Here is a 14,661-nt window from a genome sequence, read left to right on the forward strand (position 1 = left end):
CGTTTGAGTGAAACCTTCTACTCAAAAATAATAAGTCATTCATTAACATGGATAAAAATCGCAACTTGCCGTCCAGTAGTTTTCATTCACTGACTTTTTTTGCCGGTCTGTGCATTGGCCTGTCTCCGGCAGCCCAGGCTGTAGCCGCAGGCGATCAGGATAAAAAACAAGAAGATACGTTGGTCGTTGAAGCGGCCAAACCTTCGCTGTACGCCCCAACACAGTCTGCCGACCCTAAATTCTCCCGCCCGGTGGCGGATACCACTCGCACCATGACGGTCATTTCTGAGCAGGTTATTAAGGATCAGGGAGCAACCAATCTTACTGATGCGTTGAAAAACGTGCCGGGTGTTGGCGCATTTTTTGCGGGTGAAAATGGTAACTCCACCACCGGCGATGCGGTGTATATGCGAGGTGCTGACACCTCAAACAGCATCTATATCGACGGTATTCGTGATATTGGTAGCGTCACGCGTGACACCTTCAATACCGAACAGGTTGAAGTGATTAAAGGCCCTTCCGGTACCGACTATGGTCGCAGTGCCCCCACTGGCTCCATCAATATGATCAGCAAGCAGCCGCGCACCGATTCAGGTATTGATGCCTCAGCCAGCGTCGGTAGCGCCTGGTTTCGCCGGGGAACGCTGGATATCAATCAGGTCATCGGTGACACCACCGCAGTACGCTTAAACCTGATGGGTGAAAAAACGCATGATGCCGGTCGCGACAACGTGCAGAATGAACGTTACGGCGTGGCCCCCTCTCTCGCTTTTGGCTTAGGTACCGAGAACCGACTGTATCTGAACTATCTACACGTTACTCAACACAACACACCGGATGGCGGTGTCCCCACCATCGGCCTGCCGGGTTACTCCGCGCCTTCCGCAGGTACTTCTGCACTGAATCATTCAGGAAAAGTGGATACGCATAATTTCTACGGTACAAACTCGGATTACGACGATTCGACGACCGATACCGCGACGATGCGTTTTGAACATGACCTGAACGACAGCACCACGATTCGCAACACCACCCGCTGGTCGCGCATTAAACAGGATTATCTGATGACGGCGGTAATGGGCGGCGCGTCTAACATCACCCAACCCACCAGCAGCGTCGACACCTGGACCTGGTCACGCCTGGCAAATACCAAAGATGTCAGCAATAAAATCCTGACCAACCAGACCAACCTGACCTCAAAGTTTTACACGGGATCCATCGGTCATGACATCAGCACCGGTGTGGAGCTGACGCGCGAAACGCAAACCAACTATGGCGTAGTCCCGATCACCCCGCCGCCGGTCAATATTTACTCACCGAACAGCAACGTGAACATTGGTGGATTATCCCGTAATGGCGCCAACGCCAACGGCCAGACCGATACCTTCGGTATTTACGCCTTCGATACTCTGCAAATTACGCGTGATATTGAACTGAACGGTGGTATTCGTCTGGATAATTATCGTACCGAGTATGACAGCGCCACCGCGTGCGGTGCTTCTGGCCGTGGTGCAGTTGCATGTCCGACAGGCGTCGCCAAAGGTTCTCCGGTTACGACCGTGGATACTGCCAAATCAGGCAATCTGGTGAACTGGAAAGCGGGCGCGCTGTATCACCTGACCGATAACGGCAATGTCTACATTAACTATGCCGTTTCTCAGCAACCGCCGGGCGGCAGTAACTTTGCCCTTGCACAGGGCGGAAGCGGTAACAGCGCCAACCGGACCGATTTTAAACCGCAGAAAGCGAAAACCAGCGAGATCGGCACCAAATGGGAGGTGCTGGATAAGCGCCTGCTGTTAACCGCCGCGATTTTCCGTACGGATATTGAAAATGAAGTAGAGCAGAACGACGACGGAACATATTCCCAGTACGGGGAGAAACGCGTTGAAGGCTACGAACTCTCTGTAGCTGGCAACATCACTCCCGCATGGCAGGTTATTGGGGGATACACCCAGCAACGCGCCACGATCCACAGCGGCAAAAACGTTGCTCAGGATGGTTCTTCTTCCCTGCCCTATACGCCGGAACATGCCTTCACGCTGTGGAGCCAGTATCAGGCTACCGATGATATTTCCGTTGGCGCGGGCGCACGTTACGTGGGCAGTATGCATCGCGGCTCGGACGGCGCCGTGGGTACGCCATCTTATACTGAAGGCTACTGGGTTGCGGATGCCAAGTTAGGCTATCGCGTAAACCGCAATCTCGATTTCCAGCTGAACGTCTATAACCTGTTCGACACCGATTATGTATCCTCCATTAACAAGAGTGGATACCGTTACCATCCGGACGAGCCAAGAACCTTCCTGCTCACCGCCAATATGCATTTCTGATCCATCTCGTGGGGCGTAAGCCCCACTTTCAGGAGAAACACTGATGATGTACCACATTCCCGGCGTTCTGTCGGCGCAGGATGTCGCCTGGTTTCGCGAACAACTGGACGCTGCCGACTGGGTTGATGGCCGCGCAACCACCGGCACTCAGGGCGCGCAGGTAAAAAACAACCAGCAGGTGGATACGCAAAGTGAGCGTTACGGCATTTTGCAACAGGCGGTACAAACCGCGGTGAATAACAGCCCGCTTTTCTTCGCCGCAGCATTACCGAAAACGCTCTCCACACCGCTGTTTAATCGCTACCAGAACAACGAAACCTACGGTTTTCACGTTGATGGCGCGGTGCGTAGTCACCCGGAAAACGGCTGGATGCGCACAGACCTTTCCGCCACCTTATTCCTCAGTAATCCCGACGATTATGCGGGAGGAGAGCTGCTGGTCAATGACACCTACGGCCAGCATGCGGTGAAACTTCCGGCAGGCGATCTGGTGCTTTACCCTTCCAGCAGCTTGCACTGCGTTACGCCGGTAACCCGTGGGGTTCGTGTGGCATCGTTTATGTGGATCCAGTCGATGATCCGTGATGACAAAAATCGCGCCATGCTGTTTGAACTGGATAAAAACATTCAGTCCCTGAAGGCACGTCATGGGGAAAGTAGCGAGATCCTGTCATTACTCAATCTCTACCATAACCTGCTGCGCGAATGGTCTGAAATCTGATACCGCTGATGAGTGGTCGTTTTTCGCCCATCACATTCGCTATACTTATTCTGTAGACATCAACAGGAGGTACATATGGCATCCGGATGGGCAAATGACGACGCTGTTAACGAACAGATCAACAATACGATTGAAGATGCTGTTGCCCGCGCCCGCGGTGAGTTACCGACGGGGGAAAGTCTGCATGAATGTGAAGAATGTGGCAATCCTATCCCGCAGGCGCGCCGTGAAGCGGTACCCGGCGTGCGTTTGTGCATCTCCTGCCAGCAGGATAAAGATTCACATAACTCTGCATTTTCAGGATATAATCGCAGAGGTTCGAAAGACAGCCAGCTACGTTGACTCATCTTTACCAAAAGTTTCAGCGCATACGATTTCCTTTACGAGCACGCTTTTTCACTCGCGGTGTAGCAAAATGTGCCGTTGTCACTTTCTCTGTAAAGCGCTATGACAAGAACTGTAAATCCCTCTTCTGAATTTATTAATATTCAATAAGTTATTTGTCATTCAATTTTTTTGATTGATGTCGTCAATTCTATTCGATTTTCTCTCACCGAAAAAAACGTGATACTTCTCACATCGACAGAACAACGTCTGCTGAACAGAACATCGACTAACCGAATAAACCTGCGAGAGAAAAATCATGAAAAACATTAAATTTGCTGTTGCTGCTATCGCCCTGTCTACCCTGTCATTTGGTGTTTTCGCTGCTGAGCCGGTTACCTCCACTCAGGCGCAAAGCATGAATAAAATGGGTGTGGTATCTGCTGATGGCGCCACCACGCTGGACGGCCTGGAAGCAAAACTGGCTGAAAAAGCAGCTGCTGCTGGTGCAAGTGGTTACAGCATCACCTCCGCTGTCGGCAACGACAAAATGAGCGGCACCGCGGTTATCTACAAATAACCAACAGAATTCCTGTACGACCCAATGCTCCAACCCTCATTGACCCTGTTTGTTACCCTTTGTTTGCCCGTCCGCCACTGGACGGGCTTTTTTTTATCTAACGTTCAAGCCGTTGGCGAAACGCCTGCAATACCGCATCCGGCATACCGATTTGCTGTGCCGCCTCACATATCGCTTGCCAACTTCCGGCATCAAGCGGGATACCCTGCGCCAGCCGCTCTTCACGGGTATTCACTTCCCACTCACCCGGTAACAGGATGGGCGTATCCTCAGCATGCGGCGACGCTTTGACCCATTCAGCAAATGCCGAAACCTGATTGTCACAGTCCGGGGCACCGAATAGTGTTGGGTTAATGATGATCGTGGTCATGCAGTTAATAATGGCGTCTGCGCTGTTCTGCAAACTGGCTTCGTGGGTCGTTTTACCGCCAGAAAGCGCACCGCCCATGATTTCACACATTGCCGCCAGCGCGTAGCCTTTATGCTGGGCAAAGGTGAGCAGCGAGCCCAATGGCGATTCCTGCATAACGGCAGGATCGGTAGTAGGAGCCCCCTGAGCATCAATCAGACAGCCCGGCGCAACCGGCTCACCTTTGTGCCACGCCACGCGCGTTTTACCAAAAGCGATGGCGCTGGTCGCGTAGTCCAGCAGCAACGGGAAATCATTTTTACGTGGAAACACAACGCAGAAAGGGTTGGTGCCAAAACGGCTATCACGACCATGGAACGGGGCAACCATCGGGATCCCCACCACATTCACAAAGTGTATAGAGACAAAGCCCGCCGCCGCACACTGCTCCGCCCAGTAGCCAATGCGCCCAATGTGGTGAGAATTATGCAGTGCTACCGCAGCAATTCCATACTGCTGTGCTTTCTCAATCCCCAGCGCGATAGCTTCATGCGCGGCTACCTGACCAAATGCGCAATCCCCATCCAGCGTAACCACTGCGCCCGCATCTTTGACCACTTTGGCATGACGATTGATCTGCAGATGTCCCTGCGAGAATGAGCGAATGTAGCTTGGGATCATCCCGATACCGTGTGAATCATGCCCGGCGAGGTTTGAGGCTATCAGATGATCGGCCACCAACTGCGCCTCCTGCTCGTCACTCCCCATCTGTCGGAAAACGGCCTGAATAAACGCATGTAGCGTTGGCGCGTGAAAGCGATGTCCACTGTCCATTGTTATCTCCTGTTGTGTTGCGTGTTTGTTGTGTTTCTTATTTTTCAACAAACTATGCTGCGCTACGGTCGCCAGGAGGTCAATAAACGTGCAGAAATTTCACGTTGCAGAGGGGGCTGGACAGGAACGACTGACGGGCCAGATGACAGGCCCGTCGGGATGAAGAAAGGGTCAGAAGCTTTGATCGACGCGAGCAAGCCCGTCTGCCAGCGTGGCGGATTCTCCGGTGGCCACCAGACAGCAGGCCATCTGAATTTTCAATGAGGCCGGTATCGGCTCGCTTCCGGCCAGACAGCGTTCTATCCAGCGGGCAGTGGTTTCCGGATCTTTTGCTACCGGCAGTGGGACTGGCTCGTCAGGCATCTCACTCTGGCGGTCCTGTAGCACGCGCACTCCCGTCGGGTCTATCAGGCTTATCTGCGGACAGCGCTGCGGGTTGGCGTACACCTCGCCTTCGGTACCGTGCATCAGCAGACCACGGCCGCCGATGTCGCCAAAAAATTTCGCCACTCGCGAGACATATTCAGGATGAGAAACACTGGCAAGACGCAGCGCGGCATCTTCTGCAAACGGCGTGGCCAACTTCGCCAGCGTATGTGCACTGTTGCGCACCCCCATTCTCCAGCGCATCGCCAGTTGCTTATCCAGAGGCGGACACAGCGCGCGCACCGGAATAAATACCGGTTCATGACCATCCAGTTTTGCCTGTGCCTGGCCGGCATGCAGCGTGGGCATGATCCCCATCAGCTCAAAAATGGTTTCTGTCAGCACGCGGGTAGGATCCTCGCTGACGCCGTGCACCACCACCGGGAAGCCCAGCTTATGCAATAAGATAGCCAGCAGCGGCGTCAGATTGGCCTGCTTGCGCGCGCCATTGTAGCTGGGAATGACAATGGGCATGGGTTTGGCAACCGGCGGCGTCAGGCGAATGGTGTGGTTTTGCATCGCTTCGTAAAAGCCCAGCATTTCCGCTTCTCCCTCGCCTTTAATGCGCAACGCAATCAGCACGCCGCCCATTTCAAGATCCGGTACATCGCCATTCAGCATATGGGTATACAGTCCGCGAGCAGTATCCTGGTCCAGGTCACGCGCGTGATTTTTACCTCGCCCAATCTCTTTGATGATTTTGCGGTAATCCATCGATAACTCCTTTCCTGTTGCTCGCATCGTTAACGCCGACGGCGGCGCGTGGGTTTCGCTTTTTCTTTTGGTTTTACTATAACGTCTGGCACAGCAGGCTGCTCTATCGGAAAAATGGGTAACGCATTCAGTAAACGCTTGCCATAGTTTTTGGTCAACAACCGCTTATCGTAGATCACAACTTCACCCCAGCAGCCATGGCTACGAATGAGTCGCCCCACCTGCTGGATCAAATTGAACGACGCTGCTGGTAAGCTTTGCACCTCAAAAGGGTAGCGGTTCAGGCTTTTCAGCCACTCGCCCTCAGTGACCACTACCGGACTATCGATGGGCGGAAACGCGATTTTGTGAATATGTACCTGGGTCAGCAATTCGCCTTTCAAATCCAGACCTTCGGCAAAAGATTGCAGTCCAACCAGTACACTGCGTTCACCGTTTTCCACCCGCTTTCGGTGTAACTCCACCAGACGATAGCGCGGCTGGTCGCCCTGTACCAGCAGCAGCAAGCGCAGATCGGTAACGTGCTCAAGAAAACGCTGCATCGCCCGTCCGCTGGCAAAAAGCACCAACATGCCCTGATGCTTTTTACTTTCCAGTTGCTCGCGGAAATAGGCGGCCATTTCCGCGATATGCTGCTCTTCGTTATCAATTAACGGTTCGTAGCGCATCTGCGGAATGACGATTTTGCCCTGTTCAACGTGGTTAAACGGTGAGTCCAGTGCAACAAAGCGATCTCCCGCTTTTTCTTTCAGACCGCTCATCTCCTGCAGACGCGAGAAGCTATTGAGAGAACGCAGCGTGGCAGAGGTGACAATAATATGCGGTACGCTACGCCACAGCAGTCTTTCGAGCTGATCGCTCACGCGGATCCCCACGCAGTGAAACCAGACGTGGATCTGTCCGTCACGCACCTCGCGCGTCGCCCATTTACTCACCGGCGCACCTGATGACTGTGCCAGCGACGCCAGACGCCACAATTTGCTTTGCGCCTCGAACATGCCCAATGCCCGGTTCATCTGCAAAATAACCCGATGCAGACGCACAATATCGTGGGTACCGGTTTTTTCACTGAGATCGTTGAGGAACAGTTCTGCCAGGCCGCGCAGCATTTCCGTCAGTTTCGCCAGCCGCTGGCAGATCTCCATCACTTCACCAGGCAGTTCTCCCATTGCAAAGCGGTGTTCCGCTTCCTGGGTAGCGGGCATATAGAGATTGAGGATGTTATTAAGTGAAGCAATCAGTTCATACAGCTCTTCACAGTGACCGTTCAACCGCTCGGCATTCGCCAGCGGCGGCGTGGTTTTCGGGCGGAACTGCTCCATGCAGGTCGCCACTAATTTGCAGAACAGATCCAACTGAAGTCGATACCATGGGGCACTGATTTCTGCACTCATCTCCAGCGCATCGCGGGCGACGTCCGGCAAATGATGGCCTTCATCAAGGACTAACAGCAGGTTTTTCGGCTCCGGCAAAACGGCTTCGCTTTCCATTGCCGCCATCACCAGCGCGTGGTTGGCTACCACCACTTCGGCTTCCTGAATCTCGCGGCGGGCGACAAAAAAAGGGCATTCACGATAGTAGTGACAGTTGCGATTCAGACAGCTGGCTTTATCGGTGCTCAGACGCTGCCAGAGTCCGTCGTCAATGGCGATATCGGTGTGATCGCGCAGTCCGTCCCATTTATAGCTGTCGAGATCGCCTTTCAACCTGGCGCAGCGCTTTTGTTCTTCCTGATTATTTGGCGTCAGGTCATCGTCGAGAAAGGCCAGCAGATCCTGTTGATTGGGTTCGGTACTGGCCAGCGCGGCCAAATTGCGCGGGCAGACATAACGACCACGACCAAAAGCAGCGGTAAAACGCAGATCGGGGATGATTTTACGCAGCAACGGCAGGTCTTTGCTGTAGATCTGATCCTGCAACGCAACGTTAGCGGTACTGACCACCAGCGTTTTCTGTTCTTCACGCGCAATGGCAATACCGGGAATCAGATACGACAGGGTTTTCCCCACTCCGGTCGGCGCTTCAATCGCCAGATGCCGTCCTTCTTCACCTGCCAGCGTTTTCGCGACGTCAGCAATCATCTGCCGCTGCGGCGCACGGGGGATAAAATCAGGGATCTGTTCCTGAAGCGCCTTATACCAGGCGGCGATTTGCGCTTTTAACGCAGCCGTAAGTGCCATGAGAAAACCTGAAATACTGTATAAACAGCCACTATTGTGGCACTTTCTGGGACGTGTCGCAAAAAGAAAAGCCCGACCTTTCGGCCGGGCTCGCAATTACTGTGCGGAAGACGGTTTGCGCGGACGGCGCGGCGGACGAGGCTTATCACCTGCCGGTTTGCCTTCGCCGCTACGCGGCTTCGCTTTTGGCGCACCGCCATCCTGACGACGCGGCTGCTGGCCACGCCCTGCTCCACCCTGACCGCGACCGCCACCGCCGCCGCCACGCTGCTGGCGACCGTTCTGGATCGGCTCGGCTTTGATGGAGGGGTCCGGCTCGTAGCCTGGCGTTGCAATACGCGGGATCTCTTTTTTCAGCAACTTCTCGATGTCACGCAGCAACTTGTGTTCATCGACGCACACCAGAGACAACGCTTCGCCGGTAGCTGCGGCACGCCCGGTACGGCCAATACGGTGCACGTAATCTTCCGGGACGTTTGGCAGCTCGTAGTTCACCACGTGTGGCAACTCTTCGATATCGAGGCCACGCGCGGCAATATCGGTCGCCACCAGCACGCGAATATCCCCGGATTTAAAATCGGCCAGCGCACGGGTACGCGCTCCCTGAGATTTGTTACCGTGGATCGCCGCGCTGCGGATACCGTCTTTATTCAGCTGTTCAGCCAGATGATTCGCACCGTGTTTGGTACGGGTAAACACCAGCACCTGCTGCCAGTTGCCCTGACCAATCATCTGCGACAGCAGCTCACGTTTACGTTTTTTATCCACGAAATGAACGTGCTGAGTCACCTGCTCTGAGGCGGTATTACGGCGCGCCACTTCGATTTCCAGCGGATTGTGCAGCAGCTTTTCGGCCAGCGACTTAATATCGTCAGAGAACGTTGCTGAGAACAGCAGGTTCTGGCGTTTTGCCGGCAGCTTCGCCAGAACGCGACGAATGTCGTGAATAAAGCCCATATCCAGCATGCGGTCAGCTTCATCGAGTACCAGGATCTCAACCTGATCCAGTTTCACCGCATTCTGGTGTTCCAGATCGAGCAAACGACCAGGTGTGGCAATCAGTACATCCACACCACCGCGCAGCTTCATCATCTGCGGGTTAATGCTGACGCCACCGAAGACCACCAGCGAGCGAATATTCAGATACTTACTGTAATCACGTACGTTTTCGCCAATCTGGGCCGCCAGTTCACGGGTTGGCGTGAGGATCAGCGCACGCACCGGGCGACGGCTTTTACCATGCGGCTGATGGGTGATCAGGTGCTGCAACAGCGGCAGGGTAAAACCTGCCGTTTTCCCCGTACCGGTCTGGGCGCTGGCCATCAGATCGCGGCCTTCCAGCACGGCAGGAATAGCCTGCTGCTGAATAGGGGTAGGTTCACGGTAACCCTGCTCGGCAACGGCACGTAAAATTTCAGGGTTTAAACCAAGGGAATCAAAAGACATAACAACTCCGAACCGCCCTGACCGTTACCGGTGTCGTTTTCAGGGAGATACATACAATAGAGATGACAAAAACCACAATGTCATGAAGGGGCGGAGTGTAGCAGTTTTTGTGATGTGCCGCATAAATTATCCCTTCACTGGAAAATAACCGTCCGGACTGGACAAGGCTGCATATCAGTCATAATCTTAATCAATCGATTGATTAAGATCAGAGTCGTGCCATGAATACCCCCACCATGACAACCAAAGGTGAACAGGCGAAGAACCAGCTCATTGCCGCCGCATTGGCACAATTCGGCGAGTATGGTCTGCACGCCACCACGCGCGATATCGCCGCGCAGGCCGGGCAAAATATAGCGGCTATCACCTACTATTTTGGCTCAAAAGAGGATTTATATCTCGCCTGCGCCCAGTGGATTGCCGATTTTATCGGCTCGCAGTTTCGTCCGCACGCTGAAGAGGCCGAGCGTTTATTCGCTCAGCCAGAGCCGGATCGTGGCGCGATGCGCGAATTAATCCTGCGCGCCTGCAAAAATATGATCATGTTGCTCACCCAGGACGACACCGTAAACCTGAGCAAATTTATTTCGCGGGAACAGCTTTCCCCCACCGCGGCTTATCAACTGGTGCACGACCAGGTTATCAATCCGCTGCATACACACCTGACGCGCCTGATTGCCGCCTATACCGGCGGCGATGCCAACGATACCCAAATGATTCTGCATACCCACGCCATACTCGGCGAGGTGCTGGCTTTTCGTCTGGGGAAAGAAACCATTCTGTTGCGTACGGGTTGGTCACAATTTGATGAGGATAAAACCGCGCTGATTGACCAAACGATCACCTGTCACATCGATCTTATTCTGCAAGGTTTAACGCAAAGGAGTCTGGAGTCATGAAAAAACCTGTCGTGCTCGGGCTGGTTATCGCGGCCCTCGTTGCCGTGATTGCCGGTGGAACGTGGTGGTATCAAAGTCGGCAAGATAATGGCCTGACGCTGTACGGCAATGTCGATATCCGTAGCGTCAACCTGAGTTTTCGCGTTGGCGGCAGGCTGGCCTCGCTGGCGGTTGATGAAGGCGATGCGATTACCGCCGGTCAGGTGCTGGGCGAACTGGACCGCGCACCGTATGAAAACGCATTGATGCAGGCCAAAGCCAATGTTGCCGCTGCCCAGGCGCAATACGATCTGATGCTGGCCGGGTATCGCGCTGAAGAGATCGCCCAGGCGGCAGCGGCCGTCAAACAGGCACAGGCTGCCTATGATTACGCACAGAACTTTTATAATCGACAGGTTGGATTGTGGAAAAGCCGCACCATCTCCGCTAACGACCTGGAAAACGCCCGTTCATCACGTGACCAGGCGCAAGCCTCGTTGAAATCCGCACAGGACAAACTCAGCCAATATCGCAGCGGTAATCGTGTGCAGGACATCGAACAGGCGAAAGCCACGCTCGAACAAGCTCAGGCCGAGCTGGCACAGGCAGAGCTTAATTTGCATGACACCACGCTGACCTCGCCGTCTGACGGTACGCTTCTCACCCGCGCGGTTGAACCCGGCAGCATGCTGAACGAAGGGGGCACGGTGCTGACGCTGTCGCTCACGCGTCCGGTATGGGTCCGCGCCTACGTTGACGAACGCAATCTGAGCCAGGCGCAGCCAGGACGTGAGATCCTGCTCTATACCGACGGCCGCCCGAACAAACCGTATCACGGCAAAATCGGCTTTGTGTCACCAACCGCCGAATTTACGCCGAAAACGGTCGAGACTCCTGATCTGCGCACCGATCTGGTGTATCGCCTGCGAATTGTCGTAACCGACGCGGACGATGCGCTGCGTCAGGGAATGCCGGTAACGATAAAATTTGGCGATGAGGCACGGCATGAATGATGCCGTTATTACGCTCAAAGGGCTGACAAAAAACTTTGCCGGTATGGAAAAACCGGCCGTCGCCCCGCTCGACTGTATCGTGCATGCGGGCTACGTGACCGGGCTTGTCGGGCCGGACGGCGCGGGCAAAACCACGCTGATGCGCATGCTGGCGGGATTATTAAAACCTGATGCCGGAAGTGCTGCGGTGATTGGTTTTGACCCCATCAAAGACGACAGCGCGCTGCACGCGGTGCTGGGCTATATGCCGCAGAAATTTGGTCTGTATGAAGATTTAACCGTCATGGAGAACCTCAATCTCTATGCCGATTTGCGCAGCGTCACCGGTGAGGCGCGAGAAAAAACCTTTGCCCGCCTGCTGGAATTTACCTCGCTGGGGCCATTTACCGGACGACTGGCGGGCAAACTTTCCGGTGGGATGAAACAGAAGCTCGGGCTGGCCTGTACGCTGGTCGGCGAACCCAAAGTATTGTTGCTGGATGAACCGGGTGTCGGTGTCGACCCCATCTCCCGTCGTGAACTGTGGCAAATGGTTCATGAGCTGGCCGGGGATGGCATGTTGATCCTCTGGAGCACCTCGTATCTGGATGAAGCAGAGCAGTGCCGCGATGTACTGCTGATGAACGAAGGCGAACTGTTGTATCAGGGTGAACCGACGCGACTGACGCAAACCATGGCGGGCCGCAGTTTCCTGATGAGCAGTCCGCAGGAAAATAACCGCCGACTGCTGCAACGCGCGTTAAAACTACCGCAGGTCAGCGACGGGATGATTCAGGGGAAATCGGTACGCTTAATCCTGAAAAAAGCAGCCACTGCGGACGATATTCGTCGGGCAGACGGCATGCCGGAGATTAACATCAGCGAAACGACTCCCCGCTTTGAGGATGCCTTTATCGATTTACTCGGCGGAGCCGGAACATCGGAATCCCCGCTGGGCGCTATCCTGCATACCGTGGAAGGCACGCCTGGCGAAACGGTGATCGAAGCCAAAGCGCTGACCAAGAAGTTTGGCGATTTTGCCGCGACCGACCACGTAGACTTTTCCGTACAGCGTGGTGAGATTTTTGGCCTGCTAGGGCCCAACGGTGCCGGTAAATCCACCACCTTTAAAATGATGTGCGGCCTGCTGGTTCCCACCTCCGGCAAAGCGCTGGTGCTGGACATGGATCTGAAAGTCAGCTCCGGCAAAGCACGCCAGCATCTGGGCTATATGGCGCAAAAATTCTCCCTGTACGGCAACCTGACCGTTGAGCAGAACCTGCGCTTTTTCTCCGGCGTCTACGGTCTGCGCGGTCGGGCGCAGAAGGAGAAAATCGATCGTATGAGCGAGGCATTTGGCCTGAAGAGTATCGCGTCTCACGCCACCGACGATCTGCCGCTGGGCTTTAAGCAGCGCCTGGCACTGGCCTGCTCGCTGATGCATGAACCCGATATCCTGTTCCTCGATGAACCCACTTCCGGAGTCGATCCCCTCACCCGTCGGGAGTTCTGGCTGCATATCAACAGCATGGTGGAAAAAGGCGTCACGGTGATGGTGACCACCCACTTTATGGATGAGGCGGAATACTGTGACCGTATCGGGCTGGTGTATCGCGGCAAACTGATTGCCAGCGGCACGCCTGATGACCTGAAAGCACAAGCAGCCGATAGCGACACGCCGGACCCAACGATGGAACAGGCGTTTATCACGCTAATCAATGACTGGGATAAGGAGCACGCGCATGAGTAATTCCGCCCTCTCCTGGCGTCGCGTACGCGCGCTGTGCGTGAAAGAAACCCGCCAGATCGTCCGCGATCCCAGCAGTTGGCTGATTGCCGTCGTGATCCCGCTGCTGCTGCTGTTTATCTTCGGCTACGGGATCAACCTCGACTCCAGCAAGCTGCGGGTAGGGATTTTGCTCGAACAGCAAAGCGAGGAGGCGCTGGATTTTACCCATACCATGACCGGCTCGCCGTATATTGACGCCACCATCAGCGATAACCGTCAGGAATTGATTGAGAAAATGCAGGCCGGGCGCATTCGCGGGCTGGTGGTGATCCCGGTGAATTTTGCCCAGCAGATGGCGCGACCCAACGACGTGGCGCCGATCCAGGTGATCACCGACGGCAGCGAACCGAATACCGCCAACTTTGTACAGGGTTATGTCGAAGGTATCTGGCAGATCTGGCAACAACAGCGGGCGGAAGACCGGGGAGAATCATTCAAGCCCTTGATCGACGTGCAGACCCGCTACTGGTTTAACCCGGCAGCCATCAGCCAGCACTTTATTATTCCCGGAGCGGTGACCATCATAATGACGGTCATTGGAGCAATCCTCACCTCATTAGTGGTAGCGCGCGAATGGGAACGCGGAACCATGGAGGCCCTGCTGTCTACCGAAGTCACCCGCGTCGAGCTGCTGCTGTGCAAACTGATCCCGTATTACTTTCTGGGCATGCTGGCGATGCTGCTGTGTATGCTGGTGTCGGTATTTATTCTTGGCGTGCCCTATCGCGGCTCGTTGCTGATCCTGTTTTTCATTACCAGCCTGTTTCTGCTGAGTACGCTCGGCATGGGCCTGTTGATTTCGACTATTACCCGCAACCAGTTTAACGCCGCGCAGGTCGCGCTGAACGCCGCTTTCCTGCCCTCGATTATGCTGTCAGGTTTTATCTTCCAGATAGACAGCATGCCCGCGATTATCCGGGCGGTAACCTACATTATTCCGGCGCGTTATTTCGTCAGCACCCTGCAAAGCCTGTTTCTGGCGGGAAATATTCCAGTGGTGCTAATTATCAACGTGCTGTTTTTAATCGCTTCGGCGGTAATGTTTATTGGCCTGACGTGGCTGAAAACCAAACGTCGGCTGGATTAAGGGGACGG

At 54.6% G+C, this 14,661-nt stretch carries 12 protein-coding genes; 8 read left to right on the plus strand and 4 right to left on the minus strand.

Going from position 1 to position 14,661, the window contains the following annotated elements:
• Positions 1–47 precede the first annotated feature (47 nt).
• The 4 genes from EHN13_RS08930 (at position 48) to ybiJ (ending at position 3,958) form a co-directional block, all read left to right on the plus strand.
• A complete protein-coding gene (locus EHN13_RS08930) occupies positions 48–2,333 on the plus strand; it encodes a catecholate siderophore receptor Fiu (RefSeq protein ID WP_124021257.1) in 2,286 nt (761 codons plus the stop codon).
• 43 nt (positions 2,334–2,376) lie between these two features.
• Positions 2,377–3,054, plus strand: coding sequence for a PKHD-type hydroxylase YbiX (gene ybiX, locus EHN13_RS08935; protein ID WP_115643668.1), 678 nt, complete (start codon positions 2,377–2,379; stop codon positions 3,052–3,054).
• 75 nt (positions 3,055–3,129) lie between these two features.
• Positions 3,130–3,396 carry a DksA/TraR family C4-type zinc finger protein gene (locus EHN13_RS08940; RefSeq protein ID WP_048212198.1) on the plus strand — a complete coding sequence of 89 codons (267 nt, stop codon included), beginning with the start codon at positions 3,130–3,132 and terminating at the stop codon, positions 3,394–3,396.
• A 301-nt stretch (positions 3,397–3,697) separates the two neighbouring features.
• Complete coding sequence (gene ybiJ / locus EHN13_RS08945; protein WP_048212199.1) at positions 3,698–3,958, plus strand: DUF1471 family protein YbiJ; 261 nt, start codon at positions 3,698–3,700, stop codon at positions 3,956–3,958.
• Between the two features lie 97 nt (positions 3,959–4,055).
• On the opposite strand, the gene EHN13_RS08950 is transcribed toward ybiJ, so the two are convergent.
• From EHN13_RS08950 to rhlE, 4 genes are all read right to left on the minus strand, one after another.
• The gene (locus EHN13_RS08950) at positions 4,056–5,141 is read right to left on the minus strand and encodes a malate/lactate/ureidoglycolate dehydrogenase (RefSeq protein WP_061067581.1); all 1,086 of its coding nucleotides are present in this window, start codon (positions 5,139–5,141) and stop codon (positions 4,056–4,058) included.
• Between the two features lie 171 nt (positions 5,142–5,312).
• A complete protein-coding gene (gene ybiB, locus EHN13_RS08955; protein ID WP_048212201.1) occupies positions 5,313–6,281 on the minus strand; it encodes a DNA-binding protein YbiB in 969 nt (322 codons plus the stop codon).
• 29 nt (positions 6,282–6,310) lie between these two features.
• Positions 6,311–8,461 carry an ATP-dependent DNA helicase DinG gene (dinG, locus tag EHN13_RS08960; protein ID WP_048212202.1) on the minus strand — a complete coding sequence of 717 codons (2,151 nt, stop codon included), beginning with the start codon at positions 8,459–8,461 and terminating at the stop codon, positions 6,311–6,313.
• A gap of 96 nt (positions 8,462–8,557) precedes the next feature.
• A complete protein-coding gene (gene rhlE / locus EHN13_RS08965; RefSeq protein ID WP_048212203.1) occupies positions 8,558–9,907 on the minus strand; it encodes an ATP-dependent RNA helicase RhlE in 1,350 nt (449 codons plus the stop codon).
• Positions 9,908–10,128: 221 nt separating this feature from the next.
• Here rhlE and cecR point away from each other — a divergent pair, with 221 nt between their 5' ends.
• From cecR to EHN13_RS08985, 4 genes are read left to right on the plus strand one after another with little or no spacing between them, the layout of a single operon-like run.
• A complete protein-coding gene (gene cecR / locus EHN13_RS08970; protein WP_003035216.1) occupies positions 10,129–10,806 on the plus strand; it encodes a transcriptional regulator CecR in 678 nt (225 codons plus the stop codon).
• On the plus strand, positions 10,803–11,798 hold the full coding sequence (hlyD, locus tag EHN13_RS08975) for a secretion protein HlyD (protein WP_124021258.1): 996 nt from the start codon (positions 10,803–10,805) through the stop codon (positions 11,796–11,798). The genes cecR and hlyD overlap by 4 nt, the downstream gene beginning before the upstream one ends.
• The gene (locus tag EHN13_RS08980) at positions 11,791–13,527 is read left to right on the plus strand and encodes an ATP-binding cassette domain-containing protein (RefSeq protein WP_124021259.1); all 1,737 of its coding nucleotides are present in this window, start codon (positions 11,791–11,793) and stop codon (positions 13,525–13,527) included. Before hlyD ends, EHN13_RS08980 begins: the two co-directional genes overlap by 8 nt.
• Positions 13,520–14,653: an ABC transporter permease gene (locus EHN13_RS08985; RefSeq protein WP_061067576.1), complete on the plus strand. Its 1,134-nt coding sequence runs from the start codon at positions 13,520–13,522 to the stop codon at positions 14,651–14,653. Before EHN13_RS08980 ends, EHN13_RS08985 begins: the two co-directional genes overlap by 8 nt.
• Positions 14,654–14,661: the final 8 nt, after the last annotated feature.

The organism is Citrobacter youngae (assembly GCF_003818115.1).
In the GTDB taxonomy this organism is placed as follows: Bacteria; Pseudomonadota; Gammaproteobacteria; order Enterobacterales; family Enterobacteriaceae; genus Citrobacter; species Citrobacter youngae.

Bases quoted from the DNA above. Each gene is read 5' to 3' on its own strand.
- EHN13_RS08930 (WP_124021257.1), top strand. From the start codon at position 48: ATGGATAAAAATCGCAACTTGCCGTCCAGTAGTTTTCATTCACTGACT.
- ybiX (WP_115643668.1), top strand. From the start codon at position 2,377: ATGATGTACCACATTCCCGGCGTTCTGTCGGCGCAGGATGTCGCCTGG.
- EHN13_RS08940 (WP_048212198.1), top strand. From the start codon at position 3,130: ATGGCATCCGGATGGGCAAATGACGACGCTGTTAACGAACAGATCAAC.
- ybiJ (WP_048212199.1), top strand. From the start codon at position 3,698: ATGAAAAACATTAAATTTGCTGTTGCTGCTATCGCCCTGTCTACCCTG.
- EHN13_RS08950 (WP_061067581.1), bottom strand. From the start codon at position 5,141: ATGGACAGTGGACATCGCTTTCACGCGCCAACGCTACATGCGTTTATT.
- ybiB (WP_048212201.1), bottom strand. From the start codon at position 6,281: ATGGATTACCGCAAAATCATCAAAGAGATTGGGCGAGGTAAAAATCAC.
- dinG (WP_048212202.1), bottom strand. From the start codon at position 8,461: ATGGCACTTACGGCTGCGTTAAAAGCGCAAATCGCCGCCTGGTATAAG.
- rhlE (WP_048212203.1), bottom strand. From the start codon at position 9,907: ATGTCTTTTGATTCCCTTGGTTTAAACCCTGAAATTTTACGTGCCGTT.
- cecR (WP_003035216.1), top strand. From the start codon at position 10,129: ATGAATACCCCCACCATGACAACCAAAGGTGAACAGGCGAAGAACCAG.
- hlyD (WP_124021258.1), top strand. From the start codon at position 10,803: ATGAAAAAACCTGTCGTGCTCGGGCTGGTTATCGCGGCCCTCGTTGCC.
- EHN13_RS08980 (WP_124021259.1), top strand. From the start codon at position 11,791: ATGAATGATGCCGTTATTACGCTCAAAGGGCTGACAAAAAACTTTGCC.
- EHN13_RS08985 (WP_061067576.1), top strand. From the start codon at position 13,520: ATGAGTAATTCCGCCCTCTCCTGGCGTCGCGTACGCGCGCTGTGCGTG.